General features: G+C 34.5%; 24 protein-coding genes. 12 read left to right on the forward strand and 12 right to left on the reverse strand.

The window, feature by feature from the left end; all coding sequences use genetic code 11:
* Nucleotides 1-343: 343 nt before the first annotated feature.
* The 11 genes from AC0VZ8_RS13260 to AC0VZ8_RS13310 all read right to left on the reverse strand — a co-directional run bounded on the left by AC0VZ8_RS13260 (nucleotide 344) and on the right by AC0VZ8_RS13310 (nucleotide 10,286).
* Nucleotides 344-1,129, reverse strand: a complete 786-nt coding sequence (locus AC0VZ8_RS13260; protein WP_475487130.1) for a DUF2726 domain-containing protein — start codon at nucleotides 1,127-1,129, stop codon at nucleotides 344-346.
* Nucleotides 1,122-2,162: a hypothetical protein gene (locus AC0VZ8_RS13265; RefSeq protein ID WP_475487131.1), complete on the reverse strand. Its 1,041-nt coding sequence runs from the start codon at nucleotides 2,160-2,162 to the stop codon at nucleotides 1,122-1,124. The genes AC0VZ8_RS13260 and AC0VZ8_RS13265 overlap by 8 nt, the downstream gene beginning before the upstream one ends.
* On the reverse strand, nucleotides 2,149-3,060 hold the full coding sequence (locus tag AC0VZ8_RS13270; protein ID WP_475487132.1) for a hypothetical protein: 912 nt from the start codon (nucleotides 3,058-3,060) through the stop codon (nucleotides 2,149-2,151). The genes AC0VZ8_RS13265 and AC0VZ8_RS13270 overlap by 14 nt, the downstream gene beginning before the upstream one ends.
* A 159-nt stretch (nucleotides 3,061-3,219) precedes the next feature.
* Nucleotides 3,220-3,567, reverse strand: a complete 348-nt coding sequence (locus AC0VZ8_RS13275) for a hypothetical protein (RefSeq protein WP_475487133.1) — start codon at nucleotides 3,565-3,567, stop codon at nucleotides 3,220-3,222.
* A 57-nt stretch (nucleotides 3,568-3,624) separates the two neighbouring features.
* Nucleotides 3,625-4,836 (reverse strand): hypothetical protein, encoded by a 1,212-nt coding sequence (locus AC0VZ8_RS13280; RefSeq protein WP_475487134.1) that lies wholly within the window; start codon nucleotides 4,834-4,836, stop codon nucleotides 3,625-3,627.
* 4 nt (nucleotides 4,837-4,840) lie between these two features.
* Nucleotides 4,841-5,023, reverse strand: a complete 183-nt coding sequence (locus AC0VZ8_RS13285) for a YonK family protein (protein WP_475487135.1) — start codon at nucleotides 5,021-5,023, stop codon at nucleotides 4,841-4,843.
* Nucleotides 5,024-5,054: 31 nt separating this feature from the next.
* Entirely contained in the window at nucleotides 5,055-5,711 is a 657-nt protein-coding gene (locus AC0VZ8_RS13290; protein WP_475487136.1) for a PhoH family protein, read from the reverse strand.
* 127 nt (nucleotides 5,712-5,838) lie between these two features.
* Nucleotides 5,839-6,708, reverse strand: coding sequence for a GIY-YIG nuclease family protein (locus AC0VZ8_RS13295; RefSeq protein ID WP_475487137.1), 870 nt, complete (start codon nucleotides 6,706-6,708; stop codon nucleotides 5,839-5,841).
* A gap of 170 nt (nucleotides 6,709-6,878) precedes the next feature.
* Nucleotides 6,879-7,154, reverse strand: coding sequence for an HU family DNA-binding protein (locus tag AC0VZ8_RS13300; protein WP_475487138.1), 276 nt, complete (start codon nucleotides 7,152-7,154; stop codon nucleotides 6,879-6,881).
* 124 nt (nucleotides 7,155-7,278) lie between these two features.
* Nucleotides 7,279-9,849: a hypothetical protein gene (locus tag AC0VZ8_RS13305; RefSeq protein WP_475487139.1), complete on the reverse strand. Its 2,571-nt coding sequence runs from the start codon at nucleotides 9,847-9,849 to the stop codon at nucleotides 7,279-7,281.
* A gap of 206 nt (nucleotides 9,850-10,055) precedes the next feature.
* Complete coding sequence (locus tag AC0VZ8_RS13310) at nucleotides 10,056-10,286, reverse strand: hypothetical protein (RefSeq protein WP_475487140.1); 231 nt, start codon at nucleotides 10,284-10,286, stop codon at nucleotides 10,056-10,058.
* A gap of 176 nt (nucleotides 10,287-10,462) precedes the next feature.
* On the opposite strand from AC0VZ8_RS13310, the gene AC0VZ8_RS13315 reads away from it, so the two are divergent.
* Nucleotides 10,463-11,503, forward strand: a complete 1,041-nt coding sequence (locus AC0VZ8_RS13315; RefSeq protein WP_475487141.1) for a tyrosine-type recombinase/integrase — start codon at nucleotides 10,463-10,465, stop codon at nucleotides 11,501-11,503.
* Nucleotides 11,504-13,771, forward strand: a complete 2,268-nt coding sequence (locus AC0VZ8_RS13320) for an AAA family ATPase (RefSeq protein WP_475487142.1) — start codon at nucleotides 11,504-11,506, stop codon at nucleotides 13,769-13,771.
* Nucleotides 13,772-15,059: 1,288 nt separating this feature from the next.
* On the opposite strand, the gene AC0VZ8_RS13325 is transcribed toward AC0VZ8_RS13320, so the two are convergent.
* Complete coding sequence (locus AC0VZ8_RS13325; RefSeq protein ID WP_475487143.1) at nucleotides 15,060-15,692, reverse strand: hypothetical protein; 633 nt, start codon at nucleotides 15,690-15,692, stop codon at nucleotides 15,060-15,062.
* A 1,244-nt stretch (nucleotides 15,693-16,936) separates the two neighbouring features.
* Between AC0VZ8_RS13325 and AC0VZ8_RS13330 the strand changes: the two genes are divergently transcribed.
* The 10 genes from AC0VZ8_RS13330 to AC0VZ8_RS13375 all read left to right on the forward strand — a co-directional run bounded on the left by AC0VZ8_RS13330 (nucleotide 16,937) and on the right by AC0VZ8_RS13375 (nucleotide 24,625).
* Nucleotides 16,937-17,890 carry a hypothetical protein gene (locus AC0VZ8_RS13330; RefSeq protein WP_475487144.1) on the forward strand — a complete coding sequence of 318 codons (954 nt, stop codon included), beginning with the start codon at nucleotides 16,937-16,939 and terminating at the stop codon, nucleotides 17,888-17,890.
* 348 nt (nucleotides 17,891-18,238) lie between these two features.
* Entirely contained in the window at nucleotides 18,239-18,460 is a 222-nt protein-coding gene (locus AC0VZ8_RS13335; protein ID WP_475487145.1) for a topoisomerase DNA-binding C4 zinc finger domain-containing protein, read from the forward strand.
* A gap of 74 nt (nucleotides 18,461-18,534) precedes the next feature.
* Nucleotides 18,535-19,749 (forward strand): hypothetical protein, encoded by a 1,215-nt coding sequence (locus AC0VZ8_RS13340; protein ID WP_475487146.1) that lies wholly within the window; start codon nucleotides 18,535-18,537, stop codon nucleotides 19,747-19,749.
* A gap of 394 nt (nucleotides 19,750-20,143) precedes the next feature.
* Nucleotides 20,144-21,166 carry a hypothetical protein gene (locus AC0VZ8_RS13345; protein WP_475487147.1) on the forward strand — a complete coding sequence of 341 codons (1,023 nt, stop codon included), beginning with the start codon at nucleotides 20,144-20,146 and terminating at the stop codon, nucleotides 21,164-21,166.
* Nucleotides 21,167-21,227: 61 nt separating this feature from the next.
* Nucleotides 21,228-21,509, forward strand: a complete 282-nt coding sequence (locus tag AC0VZ8_RS13350) for a DUF4258 domain-containing protein (protein WP_475487148.1) — start codon at nucleotides 21,228-21,230, stop codon at nucleotides 21,507-21,509.
* Between the two features lie 42 nt (nucleotides 21,510-21,551).
* Nucleotides 21,552-21,983: a YgiT-type zinc finger protein gene (locus AC0VZ8_RS13355; protein WP_475487149.1), complete on the forward strand. Its 432-nt coding sequence runs from the start codon at nucleotides 21,552-21,554 to the stop codon at nucleotides 21,981-21,983.
* Nucleotides 21,984-22,225: 242 nt separating this feature from the next.
* Nucleotides 22,226-22,396 (forward strand): hypothetical protein, encoded by a 171-nt coding sequence (locus AC0VZ8_RS13360; RefSeq protein ID WP_475487150.1) that lies wholly within the window; start codon nucleotides 22,226-22,228, stop codon nucleotides 22,394-22,396.
* A gap of 46 nt (nucleotides 22,397-22,442) precedes the next feature.
* Nucleotides 22,443-22,739, forward strand: coding sequence for a hypothetical protein (locus tag AC0VZ8_RS13365; protein ID WP_475487151.1), 297 nt, complete (start codon nucleotides 22,443-22,445; stop codon nucleotides 22,737-22,739).
* 22 nt (nucleotides 22,740-22,761) lie between these two features.
* Complete coding sequence (locus tag AC0VZ8_RS13370; protein ID WP_475487152.1) at nucleotides 22,762-22,977, forward strand: hypothetical protein; 216 nt, start codon at nucleotides 22,762-22,764, stop codon at nucleotides 22,975-22,977.
* A 160-nt stretch (nucleotides 22,978-23,137) separates the two neighbouring features.
* Entirely contained in the window at nucleotides 23,138-24,625 is a 1,488-nt protein-coding gene (locus tag AC0VZ8_RS13375; protein WP_475487153.1) for a hypothetical protein, read from the forward strand.
* The last annotated feature ends 190 nt before the right edge of the window (nucleotides 24,626-24,815 follow it).

The raw sequence follows: 24,815 nt of genomic DNA on the forward strand, positions 1-24,815 counted from the left end.
TTAGAACGGAAATGGAGGTTTGGTTATTGTTTTGTGAGGATGATCGAGCAACGTCAACAGAAAGAATGTATTCGGACTTGCCATCACTTTTAAATTCCGGCGTATTGAGAGTCCTTAAATCAATAACCTTGTTAATGTTTACTATTGCGCCATCTGAGGCTCCGCGTTTATACCCTGTCTTTCGACATATTTATATGGGGACTAGACTATATCATCATCCAACTAAGTTATTGGATGCTCAGCGCTTCGGAATACGGACTTTCACCGTAAACCTACTTCCTTACGGAATAGTCGTTACACCTTCCAAATCGAATTAACAATCGAATGGCTTGGCTCGGTATTGTCATGCTATAGTTTGGCTAACTATATTATTTATGTATTCTTCAACTTGCTCATTATTGTAACTATACGGAATTCTCACCAGAGGTATATTTTTACTTTTGCAAAAATTCTCTTTTTTTCTGTCGTTTCTTCTTGTCTGAAGAAGAGATTTGTGTCCGCCAAAATATTCAACTGCCTGAAAATGTTGTTTTCCATCATACTCAATAAGAAATCTAATGGAATTATCATTATTAAATACCGCAAAATCAAAGCGCAATCTATGCTTCCCATTATCTGCCCGTAGTTCATCAAACTTAAATTGGGATTCATATCTTAAGTTTATTGATTTGAGATATTCTTCAACGACTTTTTCCCCACGCGAAAAAAGATTCCCACAATAATTGCAACATTTGGAGTTATTCTTTTTAAAATAATAAAAAGTAGTTTTAAAAATACGACCACAATGACATCTCAGACTCAATGGCGCATCGCCTCTGATGTACTCCTTGCTCAGTAATTCGCAGTCGCTGTTAGTTTTAATATATTGCTTTATTTCTTCATAAGAAAAAGAATTTCTTATTGCTTCAATAGCATAGCTACATTTATTACACTTTCTTTTATTTCTATCCTTGAACTTTTCAAAAGTCGTAAGAAATTTATTGCCACAGTTACATAAAAATAATAACTTTTTCTTGGTACTTATATATGTACTGCTTAGTAATATACTGCTGCTATTGCTTTTGACGAATTCATCAACAGATTCAATTGACCACTTTATTTTCTTGCACCTCATCAAAGAGTTAGCCAAATAATAGTTTAGATTTCCACCGATAGCACTTCAATATTGAAGCACACCCTGCAAGTACAGGTTCACTGAGTTTACTTACGATGTCGCCATCGTAAGGGGCTATATTGTTAACCCATTTACTTTCATAGTTCATCGCAAAAAATGTGGGACTTAATTTTGCTTTCTTATCTAAGATTGCCGACTTGGGTTCCCCACGACCATAGTTGACAGCAAGTTGCCAATCAGAACCTAGCACAATCTTCCCTTTCAGTTCTGCCATTTCGTCAATCATTCTTAGATTTCTTTCAAACTCATCCGATCCTCTAAATCCCGATGTTGTAAAAAAATTAATTTGCCCATTGAGCTCTTCGGGATTTATCATCGCTTCTTTCCCGATGGTTCTTCTTGGAACGTTAGGGATTGGCTCTAAACAGTCCTCAAATAATGCATTATTCAGCAAGGCAGATTCCTCAATCTGAAGTCTTTTTCTTCTCTGTCCCTTACTGCTCTGTGCATTAGCAAGAATATCAATTCTTCCTCCAGAGATAAAATTAACTTCAGCGCTATCCTTAGTAAAAGAAGGATTACCCGAAACCTCGTTTTTAAGCAAAGGATAGAATCTCGTCAACTCTCTCCACTTATCTTCAAAAATGCTGCTCGCATTTTGTAATGTTTGGGCTGTCATTGATATTTCAATATCTGGATAGAAGATCGCTGCATGAACCATTCCCATTACCTCGATTAGCGTCTTACCATAGCCCCGAGGAAAAACTCCATATGTAGAAATAAATCTTGCAATACATCTTAAAAAGATACGCTGATCTAAATCAAGTCTTATGCCACCAGTTTCAGGAGTAATCAAGTCATACCAAAGATCTGGATTCCATCGGCACCAACTTACAAAGTCCTTATATTTGTGAAGATTTTTAGTAAAACTGTCCACCTGTAAATCAGATACCATTTGGATATTGTTATTAAAATCCGGATCTCTTTGGTCTGATCGATTTTTTGTATGCTTTGCACTATTACTTTGAAAGTTTTTATAGGAAGACATTATCTTCGTCCTCTATATGTCTCTCATATTCTTTTTTGCGTTCTTCGTAGAAGTGATAAATTTCTTTATAATCAACTGGTGGAAGACCTTTTAAATCGCGCACATAGTTCGCATAACACCAAATCGTAAAATCCACTTTGTCTTGCGGCTTTTCTTTAAATCTAGGCAGTATTTCGATTATATCAACCGCTTGTTCAACGTTTCTGGTTAATTGCGAAAAACTGTCTAATCCATCTGATAGATCTGATTTAGAAAGTTGGGAAGGGTTAATTTTTGCAGCTGTTGCGGCTTCTTTTGCAAGTTTTCCCCAACTTTCAGCTTCTTTGGATGCCCCTTTTTGAGTAGCCAGTTCCTCTTTAACACGGTACCGAACATATATCTGAAGTGCCTCAATGTGCATTGCTGTTCTTTCAGGGTAATTAACTTTTAACTGTTGATATTTCTTTTCAAAAAGGATGATTTCCTCAGCAGGATAGTTACCCCATTTATCAATGAGTTCCTGGGTGACCACTATTGTCTGAGCACTGATTGGGGAGATTTCCCCACTTATCTGATCATCTATCACTTGTTCTTCAAACACACTATCTTCCCATGTCGATCCCTTATGATTCGGTAATGAGTTTATTTGGCGCATGTAATTACCAAAAATATTGCCTCCACGATTAACACAACCGTTCCATAAATCGACTATAAAAGGTAAATCCATTGCTCTGAGTGTTGAGTAAATTGTTCTAATATCTGTATAATCAATCAGTTCTGTAATGCATTTTTTGCAAATAGGTGATTTTCCATCCGACATTGGATTATTGTTATTATAAAACTGATTTAAACTTAGTTCCTTTTTGCATTTAGTACAAAGTTTTGTAGGCCTAGTTTGTTTTGCTCCCAATCTTTTCATCGTTTCACCTTCCAGTCTACTCCCATAATTATTGAAGTAAGAGGGTAGGAAGGGAGTAGGTACCTGTTTAAGATTCCTTGTGGCAGGAATCCCCTCTTACTAAAAATACAAACAACAAAAAAGACGATTAGTTCAATCGCCCAATAAATTCTTTGTACTTTATTCAATTTCGTCATCATCAACATATTCAATCTGATAGCCATTCATATTCATCAAATCGATTTGCAGCATTTCAACATCACACTGTAACTTATCTAATCGTTCAGATAATGCACCATGCGCTGTTGCTTGATCCCACAGTGCAAAAAGACATTGCTTTAATTCATCTTTAGTTTTGGCTTTTGCGCAATACTCTACATAATTATCCAATATTAAATCTACATTTGGTTTATAATTCGGAATAACTAGAACATTGGTTTCTCCTGGTAAATCCTCATCCGACAAGAATGAGGAGGGGAGATCTTGTTCCTCTGGTGGTTCAGATGCAAAATATTCATCTTCTGTCACAATAAGCGCCTCCTTATTGAAGGCAGCGGCATAAAAACTCTATGCTTACCATATGTATTATTTTAATTTAATATTGTGGGTAATAGTTCTACCCTTACCTTCTTCAATAATCATAATTTTAGCGCCAGCATTAGAGGTTTTCTTTAATTTAAGTGAGTAATCATCTATGCCTATTACAGACGGACACTGAATGTATTCAATATCTTTCATACCGTTCATGCCGATTGTCTTTTCATGTGAATGGTGTAAGTGACCTGACAATAAAATATCTACTGGTTTGCCGTAAGTCAGAACATAGTCCTTGATACTATTCTCCAGGTTCTTTTCGTTCTCACCGTGGACACCTAAAATCTTTGTTCCTAAAACATCTAGATACATGAATTCATTACAGTTAGCCACAGTCACATTCTTGTTTCCACGAAGATTAGCATTGATTAACGTTGTAATCCATTTCTGTGCATTCTCATGGGGGAATTCATCACGTTTACCGGATAACATCCGCATTTGATCGTGATTACCGAAAATAGAATAGTAGTCAACCATACAATATTTCGAAAGTTCGTTAAGCCATTGGCTCATAAATTCAGCAAAATGAATAGCGGAATCAGTGACACCAAGTTTAAGACTCATCAATTGGCTCATACGAAGGATACCATCAACACTATCACCTAGATTTGGCAGGGTAACATGGTTGATTCTGTACTGATCATTAACATTCACAAACTGTTCCAGAAGGTTCCACATGCGCTTTTCCATAATTTCAGGAGAGTAAGCGTTAAGAACCTCGCCCTCCCAACCAGTTAATTCAAATTCTACGCCATCGTGAATATCACAAACGGGGAGGATAAAATCCCTTTTACTATTGTTAGGTTTAATGTAAATGTTGGGGATAGAGATAGTGGGGCGATTGTTGACTGATTCGATGATTTTTTCCTCTAGAAGTTCGGCCCTTGCCACCTCGCGAAGGAGTTTATTATATTCAATTTTCTCAGTTTGTAGTTTAATACGCTCTTTACGTTGTTCAATAGTGGCATCTTTAATATCTTGTGCCAAATCACTATCGATGTTTTCAACTATGTATTGTTTCCATTTAAGATATGCATTGTAATCTTTTCTCCACTTGGCTTCCGTGTATTCTTCCATAGACTCTTTATTAAGCAAGTCTGCAGCAGTAGTCCATGTCAGATTGTAAGCATCAAGATTACTGCCAAGCCGAATAAGATAATCTTCAATTGTTTCTTCGGACTTGCGTTTCAATTCAGGAGTCATTCAATCACTCCTTTGGTTTCACTGGATTTTCTTCTACGAGTTGAAAGGAAAGATTCTTGCCATCAAATCGCTTCAATGCTTCTTTGATGTCATATACAAAAATTCCTTCCTTGGTTTCTTCCGTTAATTCCATCGTTTCGTAATTGAATTCGCCTTTATAAGACTCGGTTGTTTTGCTCTTTGCCATTATCATTTTCTCCCTATTAGTTAATATTGGTTTAAATAACCATTTGATCAGCTTTGGTGGCAAATCTTCCTCTAAAGTTTTTCGAGAGTTTGCAAACATTAACATATGGTTCATCCTTTAGAAACTCTAGATAAGGAACAAAGCCACTCATGGTTGGATCTGCTAGATCACATTGCTTGTCATGGCCAATAATTACGACAATAACATCATCATGGATTCGAGTAAGTATCTTCTTTAATTCCCCGTGGGTGAAGTTCTGTGCTTCGTCCACAATTACAAGCTTGTTACCCTCAATATTAGTTCCACGAGCAAATACGTGAGACATAGGATAAACCCACGCTTTGCCATTCTTCACATTCTGTAAGTTATCTTCTGAAACAATTGCCGTTGAAGGATCTTCGTTTATTTTCATCAAAGCATCTTTCAATGGGACCGTATATTTTTCTTCCTTTTCGAATACATCACCAGGTGTATATCCTAAAACATTCTCTTCTACAGGGGAGAAGATGTATATTAAATCTCTTTTTAAGACTTTCGCACAAGCAACTGCCAATGTTGTTTTGCCACTTCCTGCGCAAGCATTAACAATGGTAACCTGATTATCGAAAATGCTATCAACGTAAGAACGTTGCTCAGTTGTTAGAATAGGAGCAAAACCAAAAAGCATATTATCTTTGGGTAATGGCATAAGGGATACCTCTCATCGGTAGAATGGGGAGGAGGCATCGTCTATTTGAGACCATACCTCTTTGATTAAGTCTATATGTATATTTTTCTAAATAAAATTACTTTTATTGATTGTTTACAGCATTATGTCAGATTGTTATGTGGCTCCATAACTTTCCACTTTTTATGTGCCCTATTGTTGTTCTAGTTACATTATAATTCTTTGCAATCGATGTCATCGTTTCCTTATTTTCATATAAAAGGAGTTTTATTTCTTTTACTTGATCATCCTTTAGTTTTGAACAACTATTATTTTGCCCTTTAAGGTTGTCATTAATAGAAAGAATGGCTTGGCGTTCTGGCGTATCAATGTGTCTCCAAGTCCTCCCACATTTAATATCACTAATTGTTGATTCATTAACATTAAATTTATTAGCCAAGTAAATGTTAGGGTGGCCATGTGCCAACAATTTAATTATTTCGACTACCTGTTTCTCATTGAGTTTATTCGAATTATCGAATTTTCTTTCTTTGCAATTAGAGCATTTCGCTATGTCGTCCTTAGTCTTGTATACAATATTGTATCCGTATCGAATGTCATAACACTTATACTTTCTTATGTATTCATACTCTATATCTGTTAATTCAACTGAATTTTCTTTGTTATGTATATACAGTAGTTCCCATTTAAAAGCCTCAGGGCCATCAATTAGATAGTCGTTATTTAATTCTTTTGAATGATGTGTATTGTTTTCAAGATCAATTAGATGTCCCTGCCATCTTTTAAATACATTTTTAGAAGAACCAACATACTTTTTATTGTTGTTTATATTTGTTATGGAATAAATACCGCAGAGATCGGAACGCCTGTTCTCAATCATGTGTTTTAAATACTTTTCTTTATCGGGAATAAATAACTGTAAGAGTCTAATCTCCAACTCTTTCAATTTTAAGCATGACTTACAATTGTCTTTGTTAAGGATTTCTTTTCTTCCATACAATAAGTATTGGGAATACATCTTTTCTTGTACGCTTCCGCAATAGTCACATTGTACTAATACTATTTTTTTGCTACCATTAGAAAAACCTGAAACATCTGATAAAAGAATAATATCCCTCCTAAAGCTAGGAGGGTGGGAGTATACCCCACCATGCGTTTCCTATATTTGATTTATATATGTTTATATTATTAGCCTTTAACAACATCTTTTATTGCTTTGGCAAATTTGAAAGAAGGAGCCTTTTTAGCCGGGACCTTAATTGCTTCATTGGTTTGAGGATTTCTTGCAGTGCGAGCAGCTTTCTCTTTAACTGAAAATTTACCGAAACCAGGAATATTTACTTCCTCGCCTTTTACCAGTGCATTTGTAATTTGTTCAAAAACTGCATCAACTGCAAGTTCTACATCCTTTTTTTGAAAATCAGTTTGTGCGGCTGTCGCAATGATTAGTTCCTTCTTGTTCATGTTTTTATATTCTCCCTTTAAATTTTATTAGTAGTTTTGATAGAGATTTTACCCCCTATCATATGGAGACCTTTCGGATCTCCAAAAAAACCTTATTTTATATGGTTTATTTGCATATGTTTATTTAAAAAGTGTGCAATTTTTGCCGAAAACAGCGTAAAAATAAGTCTTTATGAGAAGTATAGAGCGTATTTAACAACCTTGATGCAATTTTATCTTTCTTGTTTTTCGAAATTTTAACCAAGAGCGAGTGCATCGTAGGTTCACTTATTTGAATTTTATCGATGTAAAATCTGTAATACTTTATGATATCATCAATTTTTCGATCTCGTTCCTCTTCCGATAAATTACTTGAATATGTATTATTTATCTTTGTAACCATTGTTTCAACGTAACTCAGAATTTTTATTTCTTGTCGCCTGTTACTCTTTTTAGTTTCTCCTGGAGCCAATAAATCGTAAAATGGAACCTCCTCGATTGGATCAGCGTAGTTTAACATGGTCATTTCCTTAAACAGAAAGTCCATCGGACAATCGTACATTGTAGTGACTATTTCATTAGATTGACTAACATACTTCCAGAATAGTGGCTTCTTTTTAAGTAATTCCTTGGTCTTTGAAATACGGTCTATCTCTTTATTGATATCAATATCGAACATTTTTTTAGCAAGATCAATACATATACCTGATAGTACAGTGACCACATCAATTTTCTTTATAAGTCCCGAAATCTCTTCTTCAGAAAGTCCCTTGTTCAGCATATCCCAATACCGAGACATACAGAGTTGACCAATATTCACGGTACGACCGATATATTTTTGACTATTTGATAATTCGTTATCAATGATTGCCATATCTTTATTGCTTACCTTGTATTTTCTTTTGCTACTTGAGACCTGATTTATACAAACATTATATTTTCCAAAAACTCTTTTAGTTAATTTCAGTAAGTGTTTGTCTTTTATGAGAAGGACTGTATCACTATCATAATCACTTCCTGAAAGGATATCCTGTAAAGGAAAATTAATAGCATTTACGCAAACAATATTGTCTGTCAAGTTAAGATAGTTATCTATGTACTGACTCTTCTTGTTTTTAACTAGCAAAACGTTGTTTGGACTTGTATGGGGGTTTCTAAAACCACTTAGTTCAGTTTCCTCAAACAAGGTTGTATAAACTTCATTATCCTTGAGATCAACTGCCTTCGGATCTTCAGTATCTAGTTTCCCAATTGCGTGATACAAGAACTCTATAGGATTGCCCAGCATCACACAGTAGTCACCATTTAAACGTACCTTACCATTTTTGACGTGTGTAACATAAGATGAAATGGTCTTTTTTCGAAAGTTTTTAAATAATTTTGTTTTAACTATATCCTGGTTGGTATTGTAGAGGTCAACAAACATCTCATTTGTATTCATGTCATTTTTAGTCTGCTCTAAGTATGAAATAAAAAAACTATCCTCATTTTTTAACCTGTTTATGTATTCTTTTTCAAAAGAAGTAAAGTTCTTTATGTCTTCTTTAGTCATAGGCAATGAATTTAGCATTTGGTAACTAGTTTGTTGCAAAACTCTGCCAGCATCGTCATATCCTCGTTTTGACTTCTTTTCACTTTTGCAAACACCGAACACACAGTTATCTTTTGCCACAATTTTCTTCCAATAGTTCCACATGCTCTTTTCTGAGCCCTTAAGGTGACTAAATTTCAAAGCTTTAAGGCTACTTGGTGTAGTAATTAAGTGAACATCTTTTGCCAAGATTTTTTCTGAATACATGTTGGTGAGTTCCCACTCATCATAATTGACTTCTGGAGGACAATGCTGCCTTAAAAACTTTTGTATATTACAATTAAAGGCCGCACTTTTAAACATGTGGTTTCGAAGTAACATCATTGATTTTCCTTCAGGAAAATAATTAGATTCTAGTAGAGATTCCCCATCAAACAAACTATTTGTAATCAAGGACTCTTCAAGGAAACTGTCTAGGTAACCATCAGAACCAGTCCTGACTACATTTGATATCCTTTTAAAAGTACTATTTACGTCATCAATTATTAATATGTTATTGGGGTCTATCTGTACGGTATCTTCAAGCGATGATCCCACAAGACTCTCATAGGCGAGTAGGGAGGGAAAGTCGATATCAATGTTATCGTCTCGAAACTCAATTCCCATACGACTCCATTTAATCATTGGTTCATAAAATCTCTCTTTAATAAACAAGCATTGGCCAACTCGTGACTTAGCACTTGATCGCTTATATACCACATATTTAACACCATTTAATACGAAGCCTTCTGTATATAGTTTATTTCTAAGTTCTGATTGTGAAACCCCGTCCCATTTTTGCAGGTCGGATTCTGACCGAATCAGTTCAATGAAGTTATTTAACTTCTCACAGTATTCATGTTTGTCCTCTAACTTTGCTATTTTAGTCTCTAATTTCTTGATTACCTGTTTTCCTGAATCAACTTTCTGCCTAAACTTCACATTAATGATGTCGTTAGATAGTAATTTTCCGTTAGTTTTTTTAGTTGTTGTTTTAAATCCGATACTTATTAATTTATTCAGTTCTAAACTTGATGGAATCATTCCTATGTATTTTAAATCTAATTCTCTACCCCTGAACATATGGTTGTATATGTCACTACCCTCAATAGACGGTATGTATACGGGCTTGTGAAGTTCAGTCAATAATTTTACCTCCTATAATTAATAATGTAATCTGCTATCATATACCCATCTTCCCTCATCATCCACAATAAAACCTAACCCCTCTGCAACTGAGTCTTCGGTTTCGCACTCGCAAAACTGATATATCTCTTCGCAGTGAGGACAAATATCTAACTCATTGTGATTTGTCATAATTCCTCCATATAATAAAATAATTATATTTATTTTTAATAAATTTCTGCAACTTGCTTTGGATTATATGGTTCACGATAATATTTCTTTTGTGCTTCATTTTTGTACCATAGGATATCATAATCAGATTCTTCTTCTATGTATTTAATACAATCATTAGTCCCTTGCTTCATATCTAATGAAACATCTCTTTCATCGAAATAATCCACTTCTCCGTCATAGTATAGTTCCTCCCAGTTACGGTGTAATAAAGATTTCTTTGCCATTAAACATTTTGCATCCTTCCTTTTATTTAGAATTTTCAGGAAATCTTGTTCCTGTGAATCAAATATAACATGATACTTTTAATGTGTCAACAAATTAAATATATTTATTTTATTGACAAATAATTCGTTCGAGTATTAAAATAGAATCAACAATTATATTGAAAGGAGTTAAACGTATGAGCGCAATTAAGAATGCAGTTGTTGGTTTGCGTACAGGATCTGTATATGAAGATATTCGTATTTTCATTGATAAGTTCCAGAGTACTAATACGCAGCTTAATTATGAACGACATCTAAGGAATTTCTTTATGTGGTTTGCAAATGGAAAAACTTTAGAAATGTTGGACAGGGGTGATCTTCATGTTAGGAATGCTGATGTAATTAAGTATCAAACTTTTTTAAGAAAACATACCGCAAATTATTCAAACACAACAATTAACGCTGCTATGGCCGCAATTCAAAGTCTATATGAATTCTTAGAGATTAATGGTTATGATGTAAACTCTAAGCATGTCAAAGTTGATGTCTTACCAGACGATTCTGAGGGCGCTGGAGCTCTTTATCATCACGAAGCTGAAATGATGGCTGATCTGGTTCGAAAGCAGCGCAAAGGCCATGAGAAGTCCGCATTAATACGACTTGCGTACACAACAAGCTTACGCAAAAGTTCCTTGCTTGATCTTGAATGGTCAAATATTACGAAGAATCCGAATGATGCTTTTTATTTGATAAATACAATAGGTAAAGGCGGCAAGAAACATACTGTACCAATTTCTGCTTCTTTGTACAATGAACTGCTCTTGATTAAAGATCAACCCTATTACAAGAAATATAAAGATAATAAAATATTTCATCTAAGCACTACAACAATTCAATGCATGATGGATTCCTTAAAAGAAGAAATGAATATTCCAGTGGAACGAAACATTGTCTTCCATAGCTTTAGAAATGTAGCGGCGAGTTATGGAACTTTGGAGGAGGTAAAAGATCACCTAAACCACAGCAACATTAATACCACTAATAAATACTACAGACATAAGACCAAAGATTATAGTCAAAGCTTGAGTTTACGAGTGGGACAGGAGGTTGATGACTCTGTATTTCATGAATTAAGCAAGGAAGAATTGATATCACTAATTATGAACCAGGGAGCAGGTGCAGTTTTAAATATGCAGAAAGAAGCACAAGAGATCATTAAATCAAAAGGAGATGTGTAATTGGATATTATTAAACTAAAATTGACCCCCGTCAAGATGCTGTACCCCAAGACGGAAGCTGCAAATAGAAATGACTTTAGAATCTATTCATGTATAGCTAAACATGAGGATGTGATGTTAAACAGTTACGATTGCTTTTCAATCAAAGGGGTAATGCAGCGACTAGAGTTAGGAACTGAATACTCGGCAGAAATAACACTTGATAAAGTCGATCCAAGGTTCGGTGCTACATATAATGTGGTGACACATCCTTATCAAGAAATTCCGGAAACCATAGACGGACAACGAGATTTTCTATCGACCATGATGACGGAGACTCAACTTACTGAACTTTACAAGGCTTATCCTGATGAAGATGTTATAAAACTAATTCTTGAAGATAAGTTAGATCATAAAAAAGTGAAGCACTTTGGTGAAAAAACTGTTAAGAGAATTAAAGAACGGATTGAACAAAACTTAGAGTTTAAAGATATGTTGGGCAAGTATGCTCGATTCGGAATTAACTATGATACACTTGTTAAACTAAAAAACATCTTTGGATCAATGCAATTGGCAAGTCAGAAGCTCGATGAATGCCCTTATGTTTTAACTCAACTCAGTGGATATGGATTTAAAAAAGCAGACAAGATTGCCAGGGCAATGGGTGTACAACTAGATGACGTTGAGAGATTAAAGTATGGAATCCGATACACCATTGAAGATAACGAACAGCAAGGACATACTTTTATTTATCGGGATGAATTGATAGGAAGGGCAATCGAAATACTTGAGGTTAACCAATCGTTGATTGAAGAAACATTAGATATTACAGAAGAACTGATATTTATTGATGATAAGGTGTCTCTTCAAAAAACCTATAATGCCGAAAGATACATTGCAAGTACTCTTATTAAGATGCACTTAGAAAGCCCCAACGAAATGTTAGGATTTAATCCCGAGGAGATCATTAGCGAAATAGAAAGTGAACACAAGGATATTCTAAAGAAAGGACTAACACACCAACAGAAAGATTTCTTTAGAATGATTCAGAAACATAAAGTTGGATTGCTTGTAGGATATGCTGGCAGTGGGAAAACTCAGTTGCAGAAATTCTTAATTGAATTATTGAATGAACTGAAATTGTCTTATGTACTACTATCACCATCTGCTCAAGCTGCCAAAGTAACAAAAACATACACGAACTTTGATGCTATTACAATACATAGAAAGATAGGTTACGGAGCCCCAAAAGAAGAACAAGAAAATTATGTGATCACCGAAGATTTTGTAATTATTGATGAGTCAGGAATGACCGATGTATTTATCCTTTCTACACTGTTATCTAAGATAAAGAATCCAAAAGCAAGAATACTATTTGTGGGCGATGACTTCCAATTTTTGTCAATAGCAGCAGGCAACTTCCTTCATGATGCGATTCAAAGTGGAGTATTGCCAATTACAAAACTTGATATTGTTTTTAGGCAAGAGGAAGGCGGTCTCCTTGATATAGCAACCAAAATCCGTAAAGGAGAATATTTTCTACCGGATAATTTTCAAGGAAAGAAACTTTTTGGTAAGGATCTGCTTATACACTGTGTTCAGCAGCCAGATATGGAGAAGGGGTACAAACATTATTACAATTACCTACTTAGCGAATTCACTCCGCAAGAAATTATGGTTTTATCTCCAACAAAGAAGAACAAGCTTGGAACAGTTCAAATAAATAAATATATACAGAGTATAGTAAATCCAGAGAGTGACGAAAAGCTTGAATATACATATGGAAAAGACAAAGAAAATATTGTGCGAGTTGGGGATTATGTTTTAAACACCGTAAATATGTATAGAAAAATAAACATTGAGAATAAGGAAGTTGATATTGTTAATGGAGATTCTGGAACAGTAGTCAATATAAAATTTGAGGATGACAAGAAGAGCAATGATGAAGATTTATTGGAATCTGAAATGAAAGGGATTATTATTGAGTTCGATACTGGACCATTCAGATTTGATTTTAGTAATGCTGGTCAGTTATTAGCAGCCTGGTGCAGAACAGGACATAAGGCACAAGGGGATAGCGCTCCTGCAGTACTGAGTATTGTTGACCGATCACATAAATTTCAGGTTACTGCAAACATGCTATACACAATGCTAACTAGGGGTAAGAAGAAGGCAATCTTATTGAGTCAAGCAGAAACGATTAATTTTGCTATCCGTAAAGTGGAAAGCAAGAGGAGAAACACACATTTGTGTGAACTGCTAAAACAAGGTGTGAATATAAATGAGTAGCCCGTTGTTTGTGCATGTTCCCAATAAGATTGTGCGTGATGGGAATTTGTTGAGTATTGATTTTTGCGTGTTCTCCAGACTGTTGTTTCTAATGTTTACTTCTGGCTCTAACGGTCAAGTAAATATAGACGCTACAAAGTTTAAGGAAGTGCTAAATATTAGCGACAACAGAACACTCAAGGGTTCATTCGACAGACTCAGGAAACTAGAATATATTTGTGATCAGGTCGAATTAAACAGGCGCTCCACGAGTTCTGTTATTATTAATACATCCAGGTTTAATCTGAAAAACAACTTTACTCGCTTGCCAGCTTCAATATTTAAATACATAAATGAAATTGGATATCCAGGAATAAGACTAATGTTTTATTATGAGAGCTACATCAACAGAAAAGATAGTATTAGACGATACTGCTACCCATCCCAAGAGACAATTAAGTCTGAAACAAAATTATCGAACAGAAGTATTATCGAGTATAATAAAAAATTGGTGAAATCAAGATTGTTAAAAGTGACGCAACATGACCCCTTACCCGAATATGATGAAGTGGGAGAGGTAAACTGGAACAGGTGGAATAATCACTATGATGTGAGACTAGAGAATTTACTTTAGTCTCTTTTTTGTTGCCTTTGAAACCCCCGATTTCAGGCATTGAAATTCCTAAGTGCAAAAATTACCACTTAGGGTGCAAGAATTACCAGACTGAAGTGCAAAATATGCAAGTTATAAGTGGTAATTTTTGCACGTATATAAAGAGTTAAAAATATATAAATAATAAACATATAAAATCAGTATTTAATAGGGGGCCGGAAAACTTTTGCCCCCTGATTTGCCATTGCTTGTTTGGGGTGGAGGAATGGTTAAATTGTTGAGGATGAGGAATGGTTAAATTTGATGATAATTTATTATGAATTTTGAAGTTGTAATTTTAAGGGAGGGTATTTGTACCTTGAAGGGGAGTTGTCTTCTGATTTACTGATAAATTATTTACAATTTGAAGCTTAGATTTGATGTTGAGGGATAGGGTATAGGATAACTGTTATAAATTGTTGGAATATGGTTTGAATTAGGTGATAATCTTAGTTGTTTTGGTATGATGTTAAAGTTGGTCTGAAATCATGATTAATTTACATGATTTTTGATGCATATGGTTTAGTTAAGGTGTTTGGTCGTCCGAGGATAGATGTGTCTGAAATTCATTATTAATTATCAATGAATTGGAACTCAAAATGGATGTTTGAGGATAATGTTAAAAGAACCTCCTGGTAAAAGAGGTTCTTTTGTTGTTTATGCTGTTTGTCTTTTGATAATTACGCTTAGCAAACTGTGCCAGTGATTAGCCTTGTCTCTTGCTTCAATCAAACGTGAATCACTGTTGTTGAGCGGATTAGCACTGTTCAGGAAGTCAATATAGAAGTTTGGAGTCTGTAAGTTGTTAACCACAATCTTTAGGGTTATCTTATTGACCGCTTTTTCGCTTGTTTTGGAACCAGACAATCCTCCAACTACAGCCCCTACACCTCCAGCTAATGCACCACCAACCAATGCTCCTCCAATTTGAGATGTACGTGATGTCTTGGTTATGGTTGAGTCATCTTCAATGATCTCTGATTCAATGATATCTGAAAAGTTGAATGTATAGTTATTGTTCAGGTCAGAAATGGCCAATTTATTTGACTTTTCATCAATGGAAATTGCTTTGCCGTATGCTGAGAATTGTTGTGACGGTGTGTAACTGCTGATTTCATACTGCTTATTGGAGATTTCTTGCTGTTGTTCAGACTCCCTTTTCTTGTCGGCATTGTATACACTGATATACCAAACCAATCCGACTACAGAGAGAAGATAAAACATTGAATTCTCATTCAATCCTAAAATAACACCTGCAGCAACAAGTATCAGAGGAAGTATAGTACGCAAAAAACGACCCCCTAAAGTAAATGATATGCCAAAAATCCTAATCTGCATTATTGATCTTATCTTACCACAATTTATCAATACTGAGGGAAACATTTAACAAAAGTTTCTGCCCAGGAAACCAGGGGAAAGGGGGACGATTAACAGATCAATTGTAAAAGTGCATATAAAATAAGGGAAAATTGATCAAAATGAGGTGAAAAAGTGCTCGAAATAGGTGATCGGATACGTTTTTATCGTATAAACCTATATAAAATAAGGGAAAAATGGCTATTTTGGAGGCAAAATTGATAAAAATGAGGGGATTACGTAAAAAAGTGATGGTAAAAAGCGTATATAAAATAAGGAGAAAACGAGTGTGTTACGATTGCGTTTACGATTCAATTTTAGGTGAAAATAGGGAAAAGTGACGGAAATAAGATATGTAAAAGAGGAGGGAGAGCAAATAAATAAGTTGAGTGTGTAGATGGAAGTGCTGCCGAAATTTTTGGTAATTTGACCACTTTTTATACTTTTTTCTACCCCCCCTATACCCTCCTATCTGGTATATAAGATATATTATGTGTCAGTTGGGACGGGATCAGCTGCTGGGATGGTCAAAATTTTGAGCGAAAAATTTCTGTAAAAAATTGTTACTTTTTGTGCGATTTCAAAAGGGGAATTCCTTTTCCCTCCTGTGGGACGTTTTTTTGTCCCTTAGAATCGTATAGTAACAGGCCGACTTTTCTGCAAGACTTATATACTGTACTATATAACTAATACACTAACTTTTACTCATCTTGTATCTGGTTTATTTATTACTATCGATCATTACTATGTTCAACTCTATTATATTCCAATCTCCTGATACTATTATACTCTGTTCTCATATGCATCCATATATACGCCTAAGTGTATATACAATCAACCTACACACGCTCATTCACGGTATACACTATCACCTGATCATGTATTACCCACTCACAATTCATAAATAAAATAAAAATATACATACTAAATAAATTATGTTACAATAAAACAGTGTATATCCATTTCCATATACACATTGACATCATCACATACATAAAGGAGGAATCAACATCGACACATCCAAACTAAAGAAAGGTTTAACATTCAAGAATTACAAGGAAATATGCAAATTTATAAATGAACCTATTAAAACGGGTGCAGCTAAACAAAAACAATTAGAAGACTGGTTAATATATTTTGCATATACTAGGATAGGTCATAAGTTTTTCATTGATAAAGTGTATAAGAAACCTAGACACAAACTCAGCAGATACGGATATATAAGCGATATTGAAGAGTTAATACTTGATCTACTCATGCAGGATTGGAACGGTCAATCATTCTTGCCTAAAAGTTCTTTATTCCTTTTACTCAACATGACACATGAAAACTACAATTATGCACGTAAGCACATCCCCAAATTAAGTATACATACTGACATAAGCGAAAAGGAGATATATGAGTTCTACGATCTATCCAGGGACTCACTAACGAGAAGTGTAGATAATGCCTTAAACAGATTAAAACAAAAGTCATTAGTGTTCTGGTCTTATGCTATGACTGTATGCATCATTGATGCCAACGTCGCCCTAAATGATTCGGGAAAGATCAAGGCGGTAAAGGATTCATACAAACTAGATGAATATGGAAACAGGGTTTACACTTTTGGTGTCAACTCAAACATACGGATGACGCATAGAGAAGCAACGAAGGAAGAAGTTCAGATTATTCTAGCAGCAGAACGCGATGTAATGGACGAATTGAAATGTCATGATAAACAGGAGGTTGTTAAAAGGGGGTTGTGGGATACCTTTAAAAGCAAAGTACAAGCCATTGCTTTTGACAACCACAATATTTACTTTTACTATCATTCTTACAAGATAATTTTTAACGAAGAACATGCATTAAACGCGTTACAAGATATACAAGAAGTTGATAACTATATACTTACAGATGAAGAGAGAATGAGTAGATTTTTAAACGTAAATAACAATATAAAATCTAAACTAATTGAGAATGGCAAGATCAGACATGATAAGGCTAAAAAAGGAAAAGAGAATAATTACAGATCTCAGCTTACATATATAAAGAATAATAAAAAGTTGGTAAAAACATTGATTGATCAAAATGCAAAAAACATAAAGGAAGACATTGAAAATATCCAATTAAATAAAGGGAAAAATGCACATTAGAGTATTAAAAGTTGGCTAGAATCGCCGAATAATATAAATATATATAATAAGGGTGTTTTAGCCAACTTTTTTAAAGAATTCCCTTTGTTTATAATGGTTTTTTACTGATTTCCATTAACAAAAAATTGTGCTTCGCACTATTCGTCTTGCAAAGCCGCAAAACCAGCGGCTACTTACAAGACGAGCCATCTGAAACGCTAAGGCGTTTCCGCTGTCCGAAGTAAAAATGGCCGATTAACAAATAAATAAAAATAACAACTCACGTTTTTTATAAAAATAAATATATACATAATGTAATAAACGTGTTATAATGAGTGTAACGATTCGAACAAGATGGAGGTATAAAAAATGATCAATCTTAATCAGTGTTTATGCCCAGAATGCAAAAATGGCGGCATTGTAGAACGTAGGGGAAAGTATGGCAAGTTTTATGGATGCAGCGAGTTTTCAAAAGGTTGTACCTGGAAATCATCTCTCAAAGACATTAATACATATGTAGCGAACGGAACCATTAAAGAGTTAACACAAGTTGAATTACTAGAATTTTTAATGAGCAAAAAGGGATTATAAAGATCCCTTTTTGCTCTCCTATGATCTGCTGTGGTGTTTGTTCATATGGTTGGTGTTTAATAAGGAGGAATTTAATGAAAATAAAAATAGTTGATTCCATTATGGGATCTGGTAAGACATCTGCAGCAATTGAAATGATCAACAAAGACATGAAACATAAATACATATTCATTACACCATACCTAGAAGAGGTTGAACGTATTAAACAGTCATCTCCTCATAAGCGTTTTATCGATCCAAAGAATTATGATTCATATGGTAACTTTACAAAGAAACAGGATTCATTTCATGAGCTATTAGCTAATGGTCACAACATTGTATCAACTCACGCACTCTTTAGGCAATCTAACGAGGAAACAAAGGAACTCATTCAATCGGGCAACTATATATTAATCCTAGATGAAGTTATGGACATTGTTGAGCATTTACCCATTAAGAAATCAGATAAAGATTTATTGTTTGATAATCAACTTTTATACATTGATGATGAAGGTTATGTATGCTGGAATATAGATAACCCAAAGGCTTTAGAGTATGATGGTAAATTTAATGATATAAAGAACATGGCACTAAACAGGAACCTTATCTATTACCGTGACACAATACTTATCTGGTCATTTCCTCATTCTATATTCAAATCATTTAAAGATGTCTATATATTAACTTACCAATTCCATGGACAGATTCAGAAATATTATTATGATCTTCATCAGGTTGAGTATGAATATTGGACAGTAAATAAAAATGGGAATAGTTATGAACTATCAAAGGGAACAAATAATGATAAGGAAATACGCAATGATCTTCAAACCAAAATACATATTTATGATGGCACGTTAAATGATATAGGTAATGGTGATTATACACTATCCAAATCATGGTATGAGAAGAGGAACCAATCACTTACCAGACTAAAGAACAATGTATCAAATTACTTCAAACATAAGATGAAAGCAAAGTCTAATCAAATCATATGGACAACATTTAAAGATTATCAAAGCAAGATAAGCGCACCAGGATATCAACGTTCTTTTATTCCTTCTAATATTAGAGCAACGAATCAATACAGAGATAGAATATATTTAGCTTATACAGTAAACAGATATTTAAACCCAATCATTGAAGGTTTCTTTAGGGATAGAGGAATAAACATCAATCAAGACGCATGGGCAACAAGTGAACTCTTACAATGGATCTGGAGAAGTGCTATTAGAGATGATAAAGAAATATATATTTATATTCCATCAAAGAGAATGAGAGAACTACTAAAACAATGGTTAAATGAATAAATATAAACAAAAATGTATACATTGGAATATTTTATATTCCAAAACCTAAAAATAAGCTATATTTTATAAGCAATTTTGAACAAAGGTCTTAATAAAAGAGTAGAAATAATTTATACATAAATTAGAGTATATATTCACATCACCTATATGGAGTGCTTGCAGCACTCAAAGAGCCTCGAACGAACGTCACGCTAAAGCGTTCCTTTTCTTATCTCACGCATCTGGTCGAGGGCGACCATCTGCATCATTAAACCCTTAACCGTGTAGTTTACGCGGTTATTTGTTTTGTACTAGTTATAAAGTAACTATAAACAAATTATTAATAAACATTGACATATCTAAAAGTAAAGCGTATAATTGACTTATACAATAAATCAAAAGGGAGCGATACAAAATGAGAACTAAACAAATGGAAAGAATCTGGATCGAGAATGGGTCTCAGCCATGGATTGTTATTTTTACAGCTGAAGTTGACGGTGACTATGCAGGACGTGAAGAAGTGGCAAGATATAACTTCTACAGCAAGTACGGTTACATCAAGTTAACCCACAACTTTGATGAAAGAAAAGAATACAAGGGTTTCAAGCCATTATTGAACGCACTGTTTAAAATTGATGAGCGTCTGTCCTGGGATACTAGAATGGTTGAGAATGCAAAGAAAGCGGCCAAACAAGAAGAGAAAAGAGTTCTTAGAGAAGCTGAAGAACGTCATGCTAAAACTGAAGAGGAGACCAAAGAAGAGCAATCTACGGCAGAAGAACAACCAGAGCAACAAGCTAACAACAATACATATACAGCTTATAATCGTTCTTTTCCTACCTATGAAGAAGCCGTCAATTATTGCAATGAATCGGACTTTGATCCAGAGTATATCGAGGTTGTAACTCATCCTACGGCCTCTCAGAATGGCTCATTAAAAATGGATCTCCAACTATTCGGAACTCCAACAGAAACAGAAATCAAGCCATTTAAACAGCCATATGCAACATATAAAGACGGTGTATCTAAGTTTGGAATAGGTAAACATCTAGAATTAGTATATACGCTTGAAACAACTATGGCCGATCCTGAACAGGATACTAGGTATTATTCGAATATACACAAATATGAGTTTAACAACCTTCAATCTGCCTTGGAGCGTTTTAACCTATATCAACAGTTAGGGTATCACAACTTGCAACTATGGACAGAGATACGATACAAAGGGGAAACGATCATAGAAAATGGAACATCTGGACAGATTGAATTTATGGTTAATGATTCACGTTTAAAGAAAGCAACTGAAACAGAAAAAGAGAATGAACGAATTAAACAACAGATAGAACAGTATGAATCATTTATAAAGCATTGCAAGGCTGAATCAGCATTTAAAAAGTTCTTAGAAGATTATAAAATAAAAATAAACAAATCATTATAATATATTGACATCATCTAAAGTAAAGTGTATACTTGACTTATACAAAGTGAGGTGATACCATATGAATAACGATGAAGTATTATCCTTAATCAAAAAGTTAGGTGAGGAAGACAGTTACTATCTAAGGAAGCATGCAAGGGAACGCATGAACGAGCGAAACATAACGACCTCTGACATCAAGGATATACTGACTAATCCGAAACGGGTTTTAAGAACGGATACCGAAAATGAAGACGGTATAACTTCCTACAAGATAGAGGGCGGTGTACATAATCACAGGCTGGCTTTAAAGTTTGACGAAGAACAAGCAATCATAATTATAACGGTAATGGATAGGCGGTGATCAATCACCGCAAGTTCATTACATCAAAAAGGAGAGTTAGAAATGAGCAAATCACCAACTAAATGTGTAGAATGTGGATCTAAAAATTTATCGGATATTATGGATACAATGGAACATGAGGAGAATGGCAAAATCCTTGTAATTGAGAATATCCCAGCGATTAAATGTAGTCAATGTGGAGAAGTTTTTCTAAGTCCTCAAGCAAGTAAATACATTGATCAGCAACTTGCTACTTTTCGGAATGAAGGGTTTGAGAATGCTGCTAAAGAGATAATTAAAAGTAAGGGAATAACCCAGGAACAGCTTGGAAATATGTTAAACGTAACTAAACAACGGGTTAACCAGATCCTATCTGATGGCAACTTAGATGCACAAACCATGATTAAGATCTCCAAATCAGTAAATGAACCCGTTGATAAGTTGTTCAGATTTAGAAAAATAGATAAACGAGGAGATAAATATTACATTGTATAGCCGCTTGTATAGCGGTTATTTTCATAAATTGTTTGCTCAAAAGTAAAGTTAATGCTTGACTTAAGTTTAGAAATAAGTATAATAAGATATATAAAGTTAATGAACGAGGTGAGAACATATGAGTCAATCCAAACTTGCAGTAATGAAGAGTCAATGGCAACGTAAGCAACAATTAAAGAACCAATATGTGTATGGTGCTTTGTTCATTAAGTAAAAATAAACAAGAAAATGGAGTGGTTGAGATGAAAAAAGTGATCATGAAAACGAGTCTCAAGGGTTATGAAGTAGCAATTGACGGTAAAGTCAAAAAGAAAAAAGGTGGAGTCATGAAACAAATGGCTGAAATCCTTGAATTGTCCGCTGCAGGTTATAGGGTATTTGATCAGAATGGAAACGAACTAACTATGTGCTAGGGTTTCCTAGCACTATAAACTAAAATACATAATTGGAGTGAATAAAATGAAAAAGACAATGATTATTATTGGTATCCTGATTATCCTTGGTATGGTAGGCCTTCACTTTGGAACATTTCAAAATGTGAAGGAAGAAACGTTATCGATTAGCGATATAGGAAAAGGTACAATTAATTACATGAAGATTAATTATCAGGGCAAAGTGATTAAAACACCTTTCAGTCCTGAATTTACATTAATTAAAGATGAGAAGTTTGGAGATCCGAACGGAACATTTACATTAATTCAAAAGCAAAATATTTTTGGTTCTATCAAGTATGAGGCAATATATAATAAAAAATAGATTAGACCAGGAGATGATAGCAATGCAAAACAATAAATTTGATGGCGTTTATGAATATATGGGATTTGTCATCTATAACGGGGAATCTAAACACATATGGGACATTGAACCGATAGGATGGAATTCAAAAGCAATTGACAATTTCAAAGGGCAGTCAGAATCATTTAAAACTTTAGCGGCCGCAAAGAAATGGATTAAGAATAACGCTGGTACAATTAGAGAAGAAGATTATAAATAGTAGTTCTAAAAATACCGTCTGAAATGAGATGGTATTTTTCATTAAAAGATAAACAAAAAATAATAAAATAAATATATACAAAGGACTATACAAATTGATTGCGTTTTGCTATAATTTAAGTAAGGAATAAAACAATACATATTTAAAGGTGGTTATCCAAATGACAAATCAAACAGTATTAAATCTTATCAATACAAACGTATCTTATGCCAAAGAAGCAGCCGAAAATACTTTTCGTGATAAGGTGTTTGTTGTTTGGTCTCCAGCATCTAATCAGATTGAGCGCTTCTCCAAGACTAAACGAGGAGCTGAGAGCTACATCAAAAAACAAACTTCTGTTTCTTATTATGATGAGTACTTTCAAGAGATGGTTACTTGTGGATCTGGTTTAGAAGTTGCTGAGGTTAGCGCTTTTGATTTGGTCGATTACTTCAATGATAAAAAGATCTGGTATCTTGAATTGAAGAAACATCGTGCATACCCTCATATGGCCGATAATGTAGTCAGCACTGCTAAATATTATAAAGTTAATGAAGAAGTTTTGAACTTTGTTATTGAAATGGCTGAAGATATGAAAGCAACAAACAGCATGAAGTACATTGCAGAGTATGAGAAAGTACAAACAACAGAGGACAATAAGGAAGAGGAGCAACAAGAAGCACAAACTGAAATTAATGAGCCTGTAGCTATGGAAACTCGATCTGAACAAAATGAAAATGCCGTTACGGTTAAACTCAATGATGAAATGAATGGGATTGAATTATACTTTTCCGATATTCCATCTGTTGAAATCCGTGATCAACTCAAGGCTAACGGTTTCAGATGGTCGAAGCGCGGGTTCTGGTACGCTAAACAGTCTGAGAAGACTTTAGCCATTGCTAATAGCTTAAATGTAAATGGATTTGAAGCCACTCCAGACACCAAAGAAGAAATCAATGAGCCTATAACTTTTCCTGAAATCGAGATTAATGATTTAGATCAATACACGGTATCTGATGAGTTGCAGAACCGTCTGCATAGTGCTTCTATGTTCCAAGTTGATTATAAAAGGGATTGCAGGGTTACATTTGAACAGATTCAAAGCGAAGCATTAGAGGTGCTAACATTGACCGATAATGAGCGGATTCAGTATAACGTTAAAAAGTATCTTCAATCATTTAAGAAGCGTTATTATGAAATGTATCTTAAAATACTGAATCATCGCGCCAACAACCCTTCATGGGCTGTCACTGGAAGAGGCGGTATTAACGTAAGACGTTACAATAAAAAACAAGAACAATATGCAAACATGCTTAATAAGTCAGCAGAGTTGATGAAAGACTATGAGCAGCGTTTAAATAAATTTAAAAATGAGATTGGGAGAGAGGAACAAAGAGCCTATGAAGCAGATTTAAACAGCGTTACAAACAACCTAGAGGGAAATGCAGAATTTTCCACAGAAACTAAACAGATTGACTATATGGGACTCAAACAGAAGGTTAGAACATACAACTATAACGGTTTTACCATTGCCAAAACATGGGGATGTTATCGGGTATTTAAGAACGGGAAAGAAATCGATACAAACCTTAAGACAACAAGCAAACTAGACGATGCGAAACGGTTTGTATTGTACCTTGACAATAAGGAAAATACAAAATCTTTATAGGCAAATATAAACAAACACTTTACAATTATCTATTTCGAGCGTATAATATTAGATAAGAAGAACAACAAAACAAGGGAGTTGAAATCATGAAGGCAAAATATCAGTTCCAGTGTTTAAATACTGGCGTAAGGGAAACTGTTACCTTTCAAGACAAACATAATTTATCAATCGAAGATCAAGTAAACAAGTA

This window comes from Paenibacillus sp. QJM3NY_38 (assembly GCF_056173265.1).